Here is a 15,755-nt window from a genome sequence, read left to right as displayed (position 1 = left end):
GGTGCGGGTGGTGCGGTGTGGGTGGTGTCGTGCAGGTGGTGCCGTGCAGGTGGTTCCGTGCGGGTGGTGCGGTCAGTGGACGTCGGCGACGTGCAGCACCTCGGTGATCCCGCGCGCGGCCAGGTGGGCCCGGTCCTCGGCGTGGTCGGCCAGGACCACGGCGGGGCGCACGCCCCGGGCGGCCAGCACGGCCCAGGCTTCGAAGAACGCGCCGCCGGGTGCGCACACCGAGCGCCGGGGTGCGGCCAGCGCCCCGCCGACATCGGCCACCAGCGCGGTGGACCGGACCGGCGGGCGGTGCTCGCGGCCCCGCCACTCCTTGGCGATCCGCGCGACGGATTCGCCCGCGGGCTTGGTGGTGCGGTCGTTGGTGAGCAGCCCGAGGCCGTACTCCAGCTCCGGGAAGTCGGCGAGCTCGCGGCCCACGTCGTGCGAGCACCACCAGGTCACGCCCCAGAGGTCCGGGCAGTCCAGGGCGTTGGCCACGGTGGCCTCGGTGAAGGCCGCGGCGTGCGCGGGCAGGATCAGCGGGGCGGGGGCGCCCACCTCCTGGAGCCAGACCGGGCGGTGCGGATCCGTCGCCCAGGCCTTCGACATCTCGATCATGTAGGCCGCGTGGTGTTCGGTCGCCGTTCCGGTCCGGCCGTGGCGCTGGGCGGTGCCGTTGAACACCCAGGAGTGGACGGCGGTGGCCGCGCCGAGCCGGGCGGCCTGCGCCACGGTGAAGGGGTGCCCGTCCTGGTACCAGGCCGCGTCGTATTCGGCGTGCAGGTGGAACTTCCCCGGCGCCCCGCGCTCGCAGGCCGCCAGCATCCGCTCCAGCCAGCGGTCCGCCTGCTCGCGGGTGATGCGGTCCGGGTCGGGGTGCGGGTCGTCGGAGAACTGATTGATCTCGTTGCCGACCGTCATGCCGAGGAAGTGCGGCCGGTCGGCGAGGGCGGCGGCGAGCGTGCGCAGGTACTCCTCCTGCCCGGCGACGACCTCCGGGTCGTCGAAGATGTTGCGCCGGTGCCAGGTCCGCGTCCACGCCGGCAGGAAGTCGAAGCTCGACAGGTGGCCCTGGAGGCCGTCCACCGCGACGTCGAGGCCGCGCTCGCCCGCCGCGTCCGCCAGCTCGACGAGCTGCTCCACCGCGCGCGGCCGGATCAGGGTCCGGTTCGGCTGGAAGAGCGGCCACAGCGGGAAGACCCGGACGTGGTCCAGGCCGAGGGCCGCGATGGAGTCGAGGTCGGCCTTCACCTCGTCGAGGTCGAAGTCCAGCCAGTGGTGGAACCACCCGCGGGTCGGGGTGTAGTTCGCGCCGAACCGGAGACCGCGCGGGCGGTGGCCCGGGGTCTGTGCGGCGGGGGCGGAGGCGACGGTGGCGGGGGCGGGCGCAGGGACAGGGGCGGCGGGGACGACGGGGACGGCAGCGCGGTGCATGAGTGTCCTGGAGTCGGAGGAACCGGGGCGTCGCGGGGTTCGGGAATTCCCCCCGGTGCCCCACGCTGCCGCCCTCCGCGGGGGAAAGTCAACAGGGCCCATAACCGTGAACGTCCCGTCATCGGGGGTGCAAAGTCCCTGACCTTTGGGAATCGGGTACTTATGCGCTTCAGTCCCGTTGACAGGCGGGTCGTCACGGGTGAAGCTGATGCGACTAATGCGCTTTAGTTCGAGCTTGTCAATGGTCCCACAAGGAAGTGTGCGGAATATGGACAGCGGTAGGGACAGCGGTATCACGGTCACGTCCGTCACCACCCCGGCCCTCTTCACCGGAGCGTCCGCCGACCCGTGCCAGGTGGTCCGGGTCAGGATCCGTCGGGCCCGGCCGGCCGGGCCGCTGTACGTCGGGGTGCACGGCCCCGGTGTCACCACCCCGCACCCGCGGATCGTGCGCGCCGACACCGAGGGGCCGGCGGAATCCACCGTCGAGGTCGCCGTCCGTACGCCCGGGGCCGCACCCGGCGAGCGGCTGCCCGCGACGGTCAGGGTGACCACCGCCGACGGCCGCCCGCTCGCCGAGCACCCCTTCCGTCTGGCCGTCGCCGAACCCGGCTGGACCGTGCGCCTGGTCCCGCACTTCCACTACGACCCCATGTGGTGGAACACCCAGGCCGCCTACACCGCCCTGTGGGACGCGCCGACGGCGCCCGGCGCCCCCGCGCCCGGCTGGGAGTACACCGGGGTCCCGGCCTTCACCCTCGTCCCGCTGCACCTCCAACAGGCCCGCGAGGACCCGGCGTACACCTTCGTGCTCTCCGAGGTCGACTACCTCAAGCCCTGGTGGGACAGCCACCCGGAGGACCGCGCCGAGCTGATCGGGCTGATCGCCGCGGGACGCGTGGAGATCGTCGGCGGCACCTACAACGAGCCCAGCACCAACCTCACCTCGGCCGAATCCACCGTCCGCAGCGCCGTCCACGGGCTGGCCCTGCACCGCGGCACCCTCGGCGCCGACCCGCGCACCGCCTGGCAGCTCGACGTCTTCGGCCACGACCCGTCCTTCCCCGCCCTGATGGCGGGCGCGGGTCTGGACTCGGCCGTCCTCGCCCGCGGTCCCCACCATCAGTGGGGGCCGATGATGGACACCTGGGGCGCGCCGCTGCGGCCCCCCACCGCCATGCAACTGCCCGCCGAGTACGAGTGGATCGCGCCCAGCGGTGAAGGGCTGCTGCTGCACTACCTGCCCGCGCACTACTCGGCGGGCTGGTCCTCCCAGGGCGCGCCCGACGCGGAGAGCGCCGCCGAGCAGCTGCTGGACCTGTACGAGCTGCTGCGCCAGAGCGCCGCGACCCGCAACGTCCTCATCCCCATGGGCACCGACTTCTCCTGGCCGCACCGCTGGGGCCTGGACGTCCAGCACGCCTGGAACCGCCGCTACTGCTGGCCGCGCATGGAACACTCCGGCCCGCGCGCCCACTTCGAGGCCGTGCGTGCCGAACTCGCCGCGCGCGGCGAGGAACCGCTCCCCGTCACCCGTGAGATGGGACCCGTCTACACCGGCAAGGACGTCACCTACGCCGATGTGAAACAGGCTCACAGGGCTGCCGAGAACCTCGTCGAGGAAGCCGAGACCTTCGCCGCTCTGGCCTGCGCCGAAGGCCTCGCCGACTACCCGCGCCAGACCCTCGACAAGGCCTGGCGTCACATCCTCCATGCCGCGCATCACGACGCCGTCACCGGAACCTTCTCGGACCAGGTCTACCTGGACCTGCTGCCCACCTGGCGCGAGGCCCACGACCTCGCCGAGGGGGTGCGGGAGCAGGCCCTGCGGGTCCTGACCGACGCCGCCGACACCCGCGCCCCCGCTTCCCACCGCGCCCGGGACCTGCCGCGCGCCCCCCTCGCCGTCACCGTGCACAACCCGCTGTCCTGGACCCGGACCGACCTCGTCCGCGCCACCGTGGACCTCGCCGCCCTCGGATCCGGTCCCGGATCGGCCGGCCCCGGATCCGAGGCGGCCGGCGTCGACCCGTGCCGGATCGCCGTGTGCGACGACGAGGGCCGCAGCGCCCCCGTGCACCTGGAGGCCGTCGCCGACGGGACCGCCGAGCTGGTCTTCCTCGCCGCGGACGTGCCACCGCTCGGCCACCGCACCTGGTGGCTCACCGCCGCCACCGCCGCCACCGCCTCCGCCGCCACCGCATCCGGCGCCCCCGGCGGCCCGGCCCGTTCCGGCGGCTGGGCACCCGTGGCCGGACACGTCATCGAGAACGAGGCCTTCCGCGCCGAGGCCGACCCCGGGCGCGGCGGCGGCCTGGCCCGCCTGCTCGACCGGCGCACGGGACGCGAACTGCTCGCCGAGGGCCAGGTCGACGAGCTGGTCGTCCAGGACGAGTACGCACAGCACCCCTATTTCGAGGAGGGCCCCTGGCACCTGCTGCCCCGCGGCCCCGGCACCGGCTCGGGCGCCGAACCCGCCCTCACCTGCCGTGCCGAGCGGGGTCCGCTCGGCGCGCGGATCGTGGCCACCGGCCGCACCGGACCCCTGCGCTGGACCCGCACCACCACCCTCTGGGACGGCCTCGACCGGGTGGAACTCACCACCCGGGTCGACGCGTTCGAGGGGAGTGACCAGTTGGTGCGGCTGCGCGTCCCCGCCGATGTGCCCGGCGCCCTCCCGGTCGCGGAGACCGCGGCTTCGGCCGTCGGCCGCGGCTTCGCCTTCCCCGGGGCCGACACCGGCGCCGACCACACCCGGGCACCCTGGACCCTGGACAGCCCCTGCCTGAACTGGTTCGCGCTGTCCTGCACCCTCCGCGCGGCGCTGACCGGGCCGGGTGGGGACCCGGTCGGACAGCGGGCGCTCGGCGCGGCCGAGATCGTGCTGCCCGATGCGGGCGCTCCCGCGCGGCTGCGCGAGCTGGTCACCGCCCTCGGGCGCCGTGGGGTCACGGCCGCCCCGACCCGGCCGCGCGGGCCGCGGTGGGGGGACCTGGCCGTCGACAGCAGCCTCCCCGACGTCCGGATCGCCCTCGGCGGGCCCGCGGAGAACGCCTTCACCGCTCAGGTCCTGGCCGCCTGCGACGGTGCGTACGCCGAGGCCGTCCGCGACCATCCCGTCGTGTGGGTCCCGGCCCGGGCCGCGCTGCGCGAGGTGTGGCGGCCCGGCTGCGACCTGACCGGCCTGCGCGACCTGCCCGTCCTGGTGGTCACCGGGGGCGCGGGCGACCTCGCGCACGCCCTCGCCGAGGCCGGCCGGATCGACGCCCACCACCCGCTCCCGGCCGAGGGCGCCGCCGAACACACCGCCTTCGAGGACCGCACGGTCGCGCTGCTCGGCCGGGGCACCCCCGGCTTCGCCGTCGACACCGAGGGCCGCCTGCACGGCTCCCTCATGCGCTCCTGCACCGGCCGCCCCAGCGGCGCCTGGATGGACCCGCCCCGACGCACCGCCCCCGACGGCAGCTCCTTCCAGCTCCAGCACTGGACCCACGTCTTCGAACACGCCCTGGTCGCCGCCGAAGGCGACTGGCGGGCGGCCGATCTGGTGCGCAGGGGACGCGCGTTCAACAAACCGCTCACCGCGGTGGTCGCCCGGCCCGGCGCGGGCCCGAACCCGCCCGCCCGCTCCCTCCTCGCCGTGGAACCCGCCGACCGCGTCCTCGTCGAAACCGTCCAACGTGCCGCCGACCGGGGAGACCTCGCCGTGCGGCTGCGCGAGACCCACGGCCGCCCGACCCCCGCGCGCCTCCTCACCGGTCGCCTCGCCGATCGCCCCGCGGATCGCCCCGTCGAAGCCGACCTCCTCGGCCGTCCCCTCGGCCCCTTCCCCGACCGGATCCGCGGCGGCGCGACCACCACCGTCCTGCTCCCGGCCCCCTCCCCGCGCCCGGAGCGGGCCGGGGAGGAGGAGCCCCACCAGCCGGTGTTCAGCCGCTACTGGCTGCACAACACGGGCACGGCCCCGCTCGGCAACGCCCCCTACACCGTCACCGTCGACGGCGCCCCGCGCGAGGCCCGGGTCACGCTCGCCGCCCACGGCGCGGGCGGCCGGGTGCGCCTGGAGGTCCACCCGCCCGAGGGGTGGTGGACGGCCTGGCGGGTCCACGACGCCGAGCTGCCCGACGGCGGGCACGTGCGCCGGACGCTGGCCGTCGCACCCGGTCCGGCGCCCGCGCCCGGTGACCACCTGGTCCGGGTCGTCGCCCACACCCCGGCGGGCCGCTTCGAGGACGTGCTGACCGTGACCGTGCCCGGCGGCGAGACCCCGGCCGGGCTGTGGGTGGCCGCCCCCGACGCCGAGGTGGCGGTCACCGCGGGCGCGCGGGCCGTCGTACGGGCCACGATCGGGAGCACCGGCACGCGGTCCCCGCTGACGGGACGGGCGTACCTGGCCTCGCCGCACGGCACCCGGCGGCTGATCGGCCCCGCCTCGCTGCCGCTGCACGTGCCTGACGGGGCGCCGGCCGAGCTGGAATTCGAGGTCCACCCGCCGCCCGGTACCGCGCCGGGGACGTACTGGGCCGCGGTCAAGGCGGTGTGCCAGGGCAGGATCGCGTACGGTCCGGCCATCGCCCTGCGCGTGGCCGCCGCCTCCCCGGCGCCGCCCGCACCCGGCACGCGGCCCGCGCCACGGGCCGTATCAGCACCACAGGCACCGCACGCACGACCCGCACCACACACCCCACTAGCGCCGCACGCACCACTCGCACCGCAGGCACCCGAAGGATGACGAGGCAGGCCATGGCCCGCAGACCCACCATCAAGGACATCGCCCGCCAGGCCGGAGTCTCCGAAAGCGCCGTGTCCTTCGCGCTCAACGACCGTCCGGGCGTCTCCCAGGACACCCGCGCCAGGATCCGAAGCGTCGCCGAGGAGCTGGGCTGGCAGCCCAACATCGCGGCCCGCGCCCTGTCCGGCGAGCGTTCCGGCGCCGTCGGCCTGGTCCTCGCCCGCCCCGCGCACACCCTCGGCGTCGAATCGTTCTTCCTCCAGCTGGTGGCCGGGATACAGGAGGTCCTGGCGGCCCAGCGCACCGCCCTGCTCTTCCAGGTGGTCGACGACCTCGACGCCGAATGCGCCCTCTACCGCCGCTGGTGGGCCGAGCGGCGCGTGGACGGGGTGCTCGTCGTGGACCCGCGGACGGATGACCCGCGCCCCCGGCTCCTCGACGGGCTGGGCCTGCCCGCCGTCACGGTCGGCGCGCCGGGCGGCCCGGGGCCCGCGCTGCTCTCCTCGGTGTGGGCCGACGACGCGGGGGCCATGGCCCGGATCCTCGACCACCTGCACGCCCTCGGCCACCGCCGGATCACGCACGTCGCCGGACTGCCCGGCCTCGCCCACACCGCCCGCCGGATCGCCTCGCTGCGGGCCGAGGCCGACCGGCGCGGGCTCACCGAGGCCGAGGTCTCCTCGATCACCACCGACTACTCCGACGCGCAGGGCGCCGAGGCCACCCGGCGGGTGCTGCGCGGACCGCTCCCGCCGACCGCCCTCGTCTACGACAACGACGTGATGGCGGTCGCCGGGCTCGCCGTCGCGGCCGAGGCCGGGATCGCCGTCCCCGGGCGGCTCTCGGTGGTCGCCTGGGACGATTCGGCGCTGTGCCGGGTCACCCACCCCCGGCTGACCGCCCTGGTGCGGGACACCGCGGGATTCGGCCGGCTCGCCGCCGAGGAACTCCTCGCCGTCCTCGCGGGCGGGCCGCCGCGCGCCCGCCAGGGGGAACAGCCCAGGCTGGAGCCCCGCGAGAGTACGGCCCCCCCGACGGCGGCATACTGACGTACGAACCCCAGGAGCCTCCCGTGACCACTCCCACCTCCGCCTTCCCCGCGCCCCGCCTCGCGGCCGCCCAGGCCGCCGGACCGACCGTCGCCATCGACATCGGCGGGACGAAGATCGCCGGCGCGCTGGTGCACGCCGACGGCACGATGACCGCGACCACCCGGCGGCCCACCCCGGGCGCGGCCGACGGCGAGGCCGTGATGGCGGCGGTGGCCGAGGTGGTCGCCGAGCTCGCCGCCTCCCCGCTGTGGTCCTCGGCGGTGCGGTGCGGGATCGGCAGCGCGGGACCGGTGGACACCTCGCGGGGCACCGTCAGCCCGGTGAACATCGGCGCGTGGCGGGGGTTCCCGGTCCTGGACCGGGTCGTCGCCGAGCTGGCCCGGCACGGGGCCGATCTGCCGACCGTCCTCGCGGGCGACGGCGTGGCCATGACGGCGGCCGAACACTGGCTGGGCGCCGCCCGCGGGCACGCGAACGCCCTGTGCATGGTCGTGTCCACGGGCGTCGGCGGCGGACTGATCCTGAACAACCAGCTCCACCCCGGCCCCACCGGCAACGCCGGTCACATCGGCCACATCAGCGTCGCCTTCGACGGCGAACCGTGTGCCTGCGGCGGCCGCGGCTGCGTGGAATCCCTCGCCTCCGGCACCGCCATCGCGCGCCGGGCCCTGGAACAGGGCTGGACCCCGGCCCCGGGCGGCGACCGCACGGCCGCGGGCGTCGCCGCGTCGGCAGCGGCCGGCGACCCCGTCGCCCTGGCCGCCTTCGACCGCGCGGGCCGCGCCCTGGCCGCCGCCATCGCGGCCACCGCGACCCTGGTCGAGACGGACATCGTGGTCATCGGCGGCGGGGTCGCGGCAGCCGGGGACACCCTCTTCGGCCCGATCCGCGCCCACCTGGCCTCGTACGCGACCCTGTCCTTCGTCCAGGGCCTCCAGGTCGTCCCGGCCACCCTGGGCACCCACGCGGGCCTCATCGGCGCGGCCGCCTCGGCGACCATGCTCCTGCCGACCGCCCGCGGCTGACCCGAGGGACCCGACCTCCCAGCCCGCCCGGCGCGGCGCGCGCCATGCCCCCGGCACCGCCTCGATCGCCGGCGGGGCTCCGGTCGAGCCTGCCGGGCGCGGCTTCCGTGCCTCCGGCGGCGCCTCAATCGGCGGCGGGGCTCCGATGCAGCCCGCCCGGCGCGGTGTGCTGTCCCTCCGGGGGCGTCTCTTTCATCGGCGGGGCCCACATCGAGCCCGCTCGGCGAGGCGCGCCGTGCCTCCGGCGGCGCCTCAATCGCCGGCGGGCTCACATCGAGCCCGCTCGGTGTGGCGGGCTGTGCTTCCGGGGCGCATGGATCGCCGGGGGCGGGGCCCACATCCAGCCCGCCCGGCGTTTGAGGGCCCGCCGGAGGCGACACCGGCCCCCGGTCGGGGCTCCGCTTCGGCCCGCTACGGCTTGACCGACCGGTAGTACCGGCGGGCGCCCTCGTGCAGCTCCAGCGGTTCCGTGTAGATCGCCGTGCGCAGGTCCACGAGCTGCGCCGCGTGCACCTCGTGGCCGATCCGGTCCCGGCTGAGGATCACGGTCCGGGTGAACTGCTCGGTCAGCTCCGGCGCCGTCCGATCCGTGGTGACCAGCAGGTTCGGCACCGCCAGGGTCGCCACCGCCGAGGTGTTGCGGGCCCGCGCGTAGGCGTCCTGCGGCATGACCGCCGCCCGGTAGTAGTGCGTCGGGCTGCCGCCCTTCTGCAGCTCCGGCACCAGGTCGCCGAGCGGCACCAGCCGGATCTCGTACCGCTCCGAAAGCCCCCGCACGGCACTGGTCGGCAGCCCGCCCGACCAGAAGAACGCGTCGATCCGCCCGGCCTCCAGCTCCGCGGGCATCGTGTCGATGCCGATGGGCACGGCCGTGAGGTCCCGTGCCGGATCCAGCTTGGCCGCCGCCAGCATCCGATCGGAGATCAGCCGGACCCCGGAACCGGGCTGGCCGACCGCGACCCGCTTGCCCCGCAGGTCCTTCGTCGACTGGATCTTGGAGACCGCCGGGACCACCAGCTGCACGTAGTCGTCGTAGAGCCGCGCGACCCCGCGCAGGTGCTCCGCCCCCGGCTTCCCGTCGCGCTTGTACTTGGCCACCGCGTCCGCGGTCGCCACGGTGAAGTCCGCCTGGCCGGCCGCCACCCGCTCCAGGTTCTGCTGGGACCCCTCGCTGGTCACCAGGCGTACGTCGACCCCCGGCACGTCGGTCGCCAGCGCCTGCTGGAGCAGCTCCCCGTAGCGCTGGTAGACCCCGGTGCGCACGCCCGTGCTGAAGACCAGGGTCCCCCGCAGCTCCGCCTTCCCGAAGGGCCACAGCCACCAGAGCAGCACCCCGAGCACGGCCAGCACGGCCACCAGGCCCCGCACGGCGCGGCGCCTGCCGATCTGGTCCAGTGCGAGGGGCATGGCCGCGATCCTGCCAGCCGACCGGCGTCCTGTCACGGCGCGCCGACCGCCTACCCTTGTCACATGAGCAGCGTGGAGCCGGGTGGAGCAGTGGACGTCATGGAAGCCAAGGGCACGTACGAGGTGCGCACGTACGGGTGCCAGATGAACGTGCACGACTCCGAGCGACTCTCGGGCCTCCTGGAGGGCGCGGGCTACGTCCGCGCACCCGAGGGCTGCGACGGCGACGCGGACGTCGTGGTCTTCAACACCTGCGCCGTCCGTGAGAACGCCGACAACAAGCTGTACGGCAACCTCGGCCGCCTCGCGCCCATGAAGACCAAGCGCCCCGGCATGCAGATCGCCGTCGGCGGCTGCCTCGCCCAGAAGGACCGCGACACCATCGTCCAGCGGGCCCCCTGGGTCGACGTGGTGTTCGGCACGCACAACATCGGCAAGCTGCCCGTGCTGCTGGAGCGCGCCCGGATCCAGGAGGAGGCGCAGGTCGAGATCGCCGAATCGCTGGAGGCGTTCCCCTCGACGCTGCCGACCCGGCGCGAGTCCGCCTACGCGGCTTGGGTGTCGATCTCCGTCGGCTGCAACAACACCTGCACCTTCTGCATCGTCCCGGCGCTGCGCGGCAAGGAGGAGGACCGCCGTCCCGGCGACATCCTCGCCGAGATCGAGGCCCTGGTCGCCGAGGGCGTCTCCGAGATCACGCTGCTCGGCCAGAACGTCAACGCCTACGGCTCCGGCATGGGCGACCGCGAGGCCTTCTCGAAGCTGCTGCGCGCCTGCGGCCAGATCGAGGGCCTGGAGCGGGTCCGCTTCACCTCGCCGCACCCGCGCGACTTCACCGACGACGTGATCGCGGCGATGGCCGAGACCCCGAACGTGATGCCGCAGCTGCACATGCCGATGCAGTCCGGTTCGGACGGCATCCTCAAGGCGATGCGCCGCTCGTACCGGCAGGACCGCTTCCTCGGCATCATCGACAAGGTGCGCGCCGCGATCCCGCACGCGGCCATCTCCACGGACATCATCGTCGGCTTCCCCGGCGAGACCGAGGAGGACTTCCAGCAGACGATGCACGCCGTGCGCGAGGCCCGCTTCGCGAACGCCTTCACCTTCCAGTACTCCAAGCGGCCCGGTACCCCGGCGGCCGACATGGAGGGGCAGATCCCCAAGGAGGTCGTCCAGGAGCGCTACATGCGGCTCGTGGCGCTCCAGGAGGAGATCTCCTGGGAGGAGAACAAGAAGCAGGTCGGCCGGACCCTGGAGGTCATGGTCGCGGAGGGCGAGGGCCGCAAGGACGGCGCCACGCAGCGGCTGTCCGGGCGCGCCCCCGACAACCGCCTGGTCCACTTCACCAAGCCGGACGCGGAGGTCCGCCCGGGTGACGTGGTGACGGTGGACATCACCTACGCCGCTCCGCACCACCTGCTGGCCGAGGGCCCGGCGGGGGCGGTACGGCGGACCCGCGCCGGCGACGCCTGGGAGAAGCGGAACGCCGCTCCGCCCCAGCCCGCCGGAGTCATGCTGGGCATCCCCACCCTCGGCGTCCCGGCCCCCCTCCCCACCCTCACCACAGCCTGCGCGGCCCCCACGGCCTGACCCCGCCGGGGCCGACCCGGCCCCGCGTGCCCGTGCCGGCGTCCCCACCAGAGGCCCCGGCCGGGCACAATCCAGCCCCGCCGGCGTTTGAGGCGCCGCCGGAGGCCAACGAGCGGAGCACCACCCGCGTCCCTGGGCCCTGCCGGCGTCCCCACCAGAGGCCCTGGCCGGGCCTCGATCCAGCCCCGCCGGCGTTTGAGGCGCCGGCACCACGGCCACCGCGGCCCCGACCCGCCCCCGGGACCGGCCCCGGGCCAGGCCCCCCGCCACCCCCGGCGACTAGGCTGCCCGCATGCTCGTAGCCGCAGCCGTCTGCCCCGCCCCGCCCCTCCTCGTGCCCCCGGTGGCCACCGGAGCCGCCGGTGAACTCGCCGACGCCCGCACCGCCTGCTCCGACGCCCTCGCGGTGCTCGCCGCCGCCCGCCCCGACCGCCTGGTCGTGGTCGGGTCCGCCGACCCCGGCGAGGGGGGCCCGTACCCGCACGGCGCCCGCGGCGGATTCCACGGCTTCGGCGTCGACGTCGAGGTACGGCTGGGCGAGCCCGGGGCCGAGCCCCAGGCCGACCCCCGGAGCGGACGCCCGCTCCCCACGTCCCTCGCCGTCGCCGCCTGGCTGCTCGGCCACACGGCCTGGTCCGGAGCCCCCGTGGAGGGCCTGGGAGTCGAAGAGCCGCTGACCACCGCCCGCTGCCTGGAGACGGGCCGCGAGCTCGCCACCCGCGCCGAGCGGGTCGCCCTGCTCGTCATGGGCGACGGGAGCGCCTGCCGGACCCTCAAGGCCCCCGGCTACCTGGACGAGCGCGCCGCGGCCTTCGACGAAGGCGCCGCCGAGGCACTCGGCGCCGCCGACCTGCCCGCGCTGACCGCCCTCGACGCGGATCTCGCCGCCGAGCTGAAGGCGTCCGGCCGCGCCCCCTGGCAGGTGCTCGCCGGCGCCGCCGAGGGCGCGGGCCTCGAAGGCCGCCTGCTGTACGAGGACGCCCCCTACGGCGTCGGCTACTTCGTCGCCGCCTGGTCCTAGGGGGTGTCTGACGGATGTGCGTGCCGGGCGCCGCGACGCCACGCACATCCGTCAGACACCCCCTAGCCCGCGCGCCGGGAGTCGTCGTCGCCCGCTGGGCCGAACGGGTCACGCGCGCCCGACCTGACGGACATCACCCCGCGCCCGGCACGTAAAACGCGAAGAAGGGGCGCGGGGAAGTCCCCGCGCCCCTTCTTCGCGTCACGTCAAGCAGACGCCGGCGGTGTCGGCCCGCCGGGGCTGTCCTTGTGCGCGACCTTGCCCAGGGCGTCCTTCGCCTTGCCGGCGCCCGAGGTGATCTGGTCGCTGTACTTGCCCTTGGTCTTGGAGTCCACGACCTTGGCGACCTTGTCCAGGCCGTCGCCGATCTTTCCCTCGTGCTGTTGCGCGAGGTCACCCAGCTTGTCCTTGGCCGGCGCGAGCTTGGCCTTCAAATTGTCCAGCAGGCCCATGGGACACCTTCCAGTGGCAGTAGCTCCTACGTACGGGCGCCCTCACCGGCCTCGCTGTCCGCGGCTTCCTCCGCGCACTGCTGCTTGGGGATCTCCACGCCTTCCGGCGCGGCGGTCTCCGTCTCGGCCTTGGGGGCCTCGTCGGTCACCTCGGCTTCCTCCGTGGCGGCCGACTCGACGACCTCCTCGGCAGGCTCCGTGGCCTTCCGGCGAAACCGATCAAAAACGCCCATGTCTACTCCCATAACGTTACTCGTGCGGGTGAAGTTCCGCCTCGGCCGGACCGGCCACCGCCGGTCGTGCGCAGGGCCGGAACCTCGCCAGGGCAACGACCCCGTACCCGGCCCGTCACGTAACTCGATCGGGTACATGCCCCGGGGTTTGCGAGACTGGGACGGTGAAGAGCCCAGCCCCCGCACCGCGGGTCATCGCCGTCGTCGGCCCCACGGCAGCCGGAAAGTCCGATCTGGGCGTCGCCCTGGCCCGTCGGTACGACGGAGAAGTCGTCAACGCCGACTCCATGCAGCTCTACCGTGGGATGGACATCGGGACCGCCAAACTGACGACCGAGGAGCGCGGTGGAGTCGTCCACCGGCTCCTGGACGTCTGGGACGTGACGGAAACGGCCAGCGTGGCCGAGTACCAGCGGCTCGCGCGGATCGAGATCGACCGGCTGCTCGCCGAGGGTCGCACCCCCGTCCTCGTCGGCGGTTCCGGGCTGTACGTCCGCGGCGCCCTCGACGCGATGGAGTTCCCCGGGACCGACCCGGAGGTCCGGGCCCGGCTGGAGGAAGAGGCCACCCTGCGGGGCCCGGGCGCCCTGCACGCCCGCCTCGCCGCCGCCGACCCGGCCGCCGCCCTCGCGATCCTGCCGAGCAACGGCCGGCGGATCGTCCGGGCGCTGGAGGTCATCGAGATCACCGGGCGCCCGTACACGGCGAACCTGCCCGGTCACGAGTCCGTCTACGACACCGTGCAGATCGGGGTGGACGTGGCCCGGCCCGAGCTGGACGAGCGGATCACCCTGCGCGTGGACCGGATGTGGGAGGACGGCCTGGTTGAGGAGGTGCGGGCGCTGGAGGCCCAGGGGCTGCGCGAGGGGATCACCGCCTCCCGGGCGCTCGGCTACCAGCAGGTGCTCGACGCGCTGGCGGGCCGCTGCACCGAAGCGGAGGCCAAGGCCGAAACGGTCCGCGCCACGAAGCGGTTCGCCCGCCGCCAGGACTCCTGGTTCCGCCGCGACCCGCGGGTCCACTGGCTCAGCGGGGCCGCCCTGGACCGGGCGGAACTCCCCGGACTCGCGCAGTCGTTGGTCGAACGGGCGGTCACAGCCTGATCACGTGATGGCATCGGGACGCTCCGGGCGCCTGTTCGGAGCCCGGGGGCGTGCCATCATCAAACTCCGGCCGGTGTCGACACCGGCGGTGATCGACAACGTACGAAGTCCGAGTGGGGAGGGCGCGTGGCGATGGAGGCCGGCCCTCGAGACACCGGGCGGGAGCGCGACCGGCAGGAAACGGATCCGGTCCTTCCTGACGGACTCGGCCTGCCCGCCGAACCCGTCCGGCTGACTCCCGACGGTCCGGACGGACCCGACGCGCTGGCGGGCCTGGCCGGGCTGGACGGCGGCCTGGACGCCGCCGACGCCGCGGCCGCGCAGGCTCCCGAGTTCGAGGTCGAACTGCGCCCGCAGCGCCGCCTGCGGATCTGGCAGATCGCGCCCATCGTGATGCTGGCCGCCGCCGGGTCCCTGATGTTCGCCTTCCCCCTCGCCTTCGAGTTCGGCGACGGCGGCGCCGTCGTCGCCATGCTCGGCCTGCTCATCAGCTCCTGCGCCGGGGGCTGGGGCATGATGGCCGCCCGCCGCGTCGGCTACACCTGGCCGGGGCTCCCGGCCCGCGGCTCCGGCCGCCGCCCGGACTGGCGCATCGCCGCCCTCTACGCGCTGGTCGTCCTCGGCCTGGTGGCGCTGGCCGTCCTGCGCGTGGCCCGGCTCCGCTGACGCCCCGGGCGGCGCGGGTTTGTACGATGTGGACGTGACCACCTCCACCGCGCCGCTGGCGTTCCTCAAGGGCCACGGGACCGAGAACGACTTCGTGATCGTCCCGGACCCGGACAACGCCATCGACCTGCCCGCCACGGCCGTGGCCCGGCTCTGTGACCGTCGGGCCGGGATGGGCGGCGACGGGGTGCTGCACGTGGTGCGCTCCGCCGCGCACCCCGAGGCGCGGTCGATGGCCGCCGAGGCCGAGTGGTTCATGGACTACCGCAACGGGGACGGCTCCATCGCGGAGATGTGCGGCAACGGCGTCCGCGTCTTCGCCCGCTACCTCCAGTACGCCGGTCACGTCGAGGCGGGCGACCTCGCCGTCGCCACCCGCGGCGGCGTCAAGCACGTCCACCTCCACAAGGACGGCGCCGTCACCGTCTCGATGGGCCGCGCGGCGCTCCCCGAGGGCGAGGTCACCGTCACGGTCGGCCCGAAGAGCTGGCCCGCGCGCAACGTGAACATGGGGAACCCGCACGCCGTCGCCTTCGTTGATTCCCTCGACGACGCCGGGAATCTGCTCACCGCCCCCGCCTTCGGCCCGGCGTCCGCCTACCCGACGGGTGTCAACGTCGAGTTCGTCGTCGACCGCGGCCCCCGGCACGTCGCCATGCGCGTCCACGAACGCGGCTCCGGCGAGACCCGCTCCTGCGGCACCGGCGCCTGCGCGGTCGCCGTGGCCACCGCCCGCCGCGACGGGGCCGACCCGGCCGTCACCGGCGAGCCGGTCACGTACACGGTCGACCTGCCCGGCGGCACCCTGCTCATTACCGAACACCCCGACGGCGCGGTGGACATGACCGGACCCGCCGTCATCGTGGCCGCGGGCGAGTTCGATCCGGCCTGGCTCACCGAAACGGCTTTCGGCTAGAGGTTCCCTCTAATGGGTGATCCATTTCACGCTGTGCGAGAGCTGGACTGCGCCACGTGGTGGGGTCGGTAGCATCAGGCACCGGCCCTGAGGGCTCACCCCATGCCCACCGCCGGTCGAAGCCGCCGGAGGT

At 74.9% G+C, this 15,755-nt stretch carries 12 protein-coding genes; 8 read left to right on the top strand and 4 right to left on the bottom strand.

What is annotated here, in order from left to right; translation table 11 throughout:
- Positions 1-72 precede the first annotated feature (72 nt).
- Positions 73-1,422 (bottom strand): glycosyl hydrolase, encoded by a 1,350-nt coding sequence (locus ACIQWR_RS31035; RefSeq protein ID WP_404016322.1) that lies wholly within the window; start codon positions 1,420-1,422, stop codon positions 73-75.
- Positions 1,423-1,690: 268 nt separating this feature from the next.
- Between ACIQWR_RS31035 and ACIQWR_RS31030 the strand changes: the two genes are divergently transcribed.
- From ACIQWR_RS31030 to ACIQWR_RS31020, 3 genes are all read left to right on the top strand, one after another.
- Positions 1,691-6,154, top strand: a complete 4,464-nt coding sequence (locus ACIQWR_RS31030) for an NEW3 domain-containing protein (protein WP_404016319.1) — start codon at positions 1,691-1,693, stop codon at positions 6,152-6,154.
- Between the two features lie 11 nt (positions 6,155-6,165).
- Positions 6,166-7,203 carry a LacI family DNA-binding transcriptional regulator gene (locus tag ACIQWR_RS31025; RefSeq protein ID WP_404016315.1) on the top strand — a complete coding sequence of 346 codons (1,038 nt, stop codon included), beginning with the start codon at positions 6,166-6,168 and terminating at the stop codon, positions 7,201-7,203.
- A 95-nt stretch (positions 7,204-7,298) separates the two neighbouring features.
- Complete coding sequence (locus ACIQWR_RS31020; protein WP_404016431.1) at positions 7,299-8,231, top strand: ROK family protein; 933 nt, start codon at positions 7,299-7,301, stop codon at positions 8,229-8,231.
- Positions 8,232-8,642: 411 nt separating this feature from the next.
- Here ACIQWR_RS31020 and ACIQWR_RS31015 read toward each other — a convergent pair whose 3' ends face one another.
- Positions 8,643-9,638: a TAXI family TRAP transporter solute-binding subunit gene (locus ACIQWR_RS31015; RefSeq protein WP_404016312.1), complete on the bottom strand. Its 996-nt coding sequence runs from the start codon at positions 9,636-9,638 to the stop codon at positions 8,643-8,645.
- Positions 9,639-9,737: 99 nt separating this feature from the next.
- Here ACIQWR_RS31015 and miaB point away from each other — a divergent pair, with 99 nt between their 5' ends.
- Both miaB and ACIQWR_RS31005 read left to right on the top strand, forming a co-directional pair.
- A complete protein-coding gene (gene miaB / locus ACIQWR_RS31010) occupies positions 9,738-11,231 on the top strand; it encodes a tRNA (N6-isopentenyl adenosine(37)-C2)-methylthiotransferase MiaB (RefSeq protein ID WP_404016428.1) in 1,494 nt (497 codons plus the stop codon).
- A gap of 292 nt (positions 11,232-11,523) precedes the next feature.
- Positions 11,524-12,252, top strand: coding sequence for a class III extradiol dioxygenase subunit B-like domain-containing protein (locus ACIQWR_RS31005; RefSeq protein ID WP_404016309.1), 729 nt, complete (start codon positions 11,524-11,526; stop codon positions 12,250-12,252).
- A gap of 206 nt (positions 12,253-12,458) precedes the next feature.
- On the opposite strand, the gene ACIQWR_RS31000 is transcribed toward ACIQWR_RS31005, so the two are convergent.
- A complete protein-coding gene (locus ACIQWR_RS31000; protein WP_385786416.1) occupies positions 12,459-12,704 on the bottom strand; it encodes an antitoxin in 246 nt (81 codons plus the stop codon).
- A 26-nt stretch (positions 12,705-12,730) separates the two neighbouring features.
- Entirely contained in the window at positions 12,731-12,937 is a 207-nt protein-coding gene (locus tag ACIQWR_RS30995) for a gliding motility protein (RefSeq protein ID WP_404016306.1), read from the bottom strand.
- 164 nt (positions 12,938-13,101) lie between these two features.
- Here ACIQWR_RS30995 and miaA point away from each other — a divergent pair, with 164 nt between their 5' ends.
- From miaA to dapF, 3 genes are all read left to right on the top strand, one after another.
- Positions 13,102-14,040, top strand: a complete 939-nt coding sequence (gene miaA / locus ACIQWR_RS30990; RefSeq protein WP_404016303.1) for a tRNA (adenosine(37)-N6)-dimethylallyltransferase MiaA — start codon at positions 13,102-13,104, stop codon at positions 14,038-14,040.
- A gap of 132 nt (positions 14,041-14,172) precedes the next feature.
- A complete protein-coding gene (locus ACIQWR_RS30985) occupies positions 14,173-14,706 on the top strand; it encodes a hypothetical protein (RefSeq protein WP_399261956.1) in 534 nt (177 codons plus the stop codon).
- Between the two features lie 34 nt (positions 14,707-14,740).
- On the top strand, positions 14,741-15,622 hold the full coding sequence (gene dapF / locus ACIQWR_RS30980; RefSeq protein WP_404016300.1) for a diaminopimelate epimerase: 882 nt from the start codon (positions 14,741-14,743) through the stop codon (positions 15,620-15,622).
- Positions 15,623-15,755: the final 133 nt, after the last annotated feature.

The sequence above is a fragment of the Streptomyces sp. NPDC098789 genome (genome assembly GCF_044759975.1).
Taxonomy (GTDB): domain Bacteria; phylum Actinomycetota; class Actinomycetes; order Streptomycetales; family Streptomycetaceae; genus Streptomyces.
This window is presented reverse-complemented; position numbering and strand designations above follow the sequence as displayed.

Excerpts from the sequence above, each read along its gene's own strand:
- ACIQWR_RS31015 (WP_404016312.1), bottom strand. The coding sequence starts at position 9,638 with ATGCCCCTCGCACTGGACCAGATCGGCAGGCGCCGCGCCGTGCGGGGC.
- ACIQWR_RS30985 (WP_399261956.1), top strand. The coding sequence starts at position 14,173 with ATGGAGGCCGGCCCTCGAGACACCGGGCGGGAGCGCGACCGGCAGGAA.
- ACIQWR_RS30995 (WP_404016306.1), bottom strand. The coding sequence starts at position 12,937 with ATGGGCGTTTTTGATCGGTTTCGCCGGAAGGCCACGGAGCCTGCCGAG.
- ACIQWR_RS31005 (WP_404016309.1), top strand. The coding sequence starts at position 11,524 with ATGCTCGTAGCCGCAGCCGTCTGCCCCGCCCCGCCCCTCCTCGTGCCC.
- ACIQWR_RS31030 (WP_404016319.1), top strand. The coding sequence starts at position 1,691 with ATGGACAGCGGTAGGGACAGCGGTATCACGGTCACGTCCGTCACCACC.
- miaB (WP_404016428.1), top strand. The coding sequence starts at position 9,738 with ATGGAAGCCAAGGGCACGTACGAGGTGCGCACGTACGGGTGCCAGATG.
- ACIQWR_RS31000 (WP_385786416.1), bottom strand. The coding sequence starts at position 12,704 with ATGGGCCTGCTGGACAATTTGAAGGCCAAGCTCGCGCCGGCCAAGGAC.
- ACIQWR_RS31035 (WP_404016322.1), bottom strand. The coding sequence starts at position 1,422 with ATGCACCGCGCTGCCGTCCCCGTCGTCCCCGCCGCCCCTGTCCCTGCG.
- ACIQWR_RS31025 (WP_404016315.1), top strand. The coding sequence starts at position 6,166 with ATGGCCCGCAGACCCACCATCAAGGACATCGCCCGCCAGGCCGGAGTC.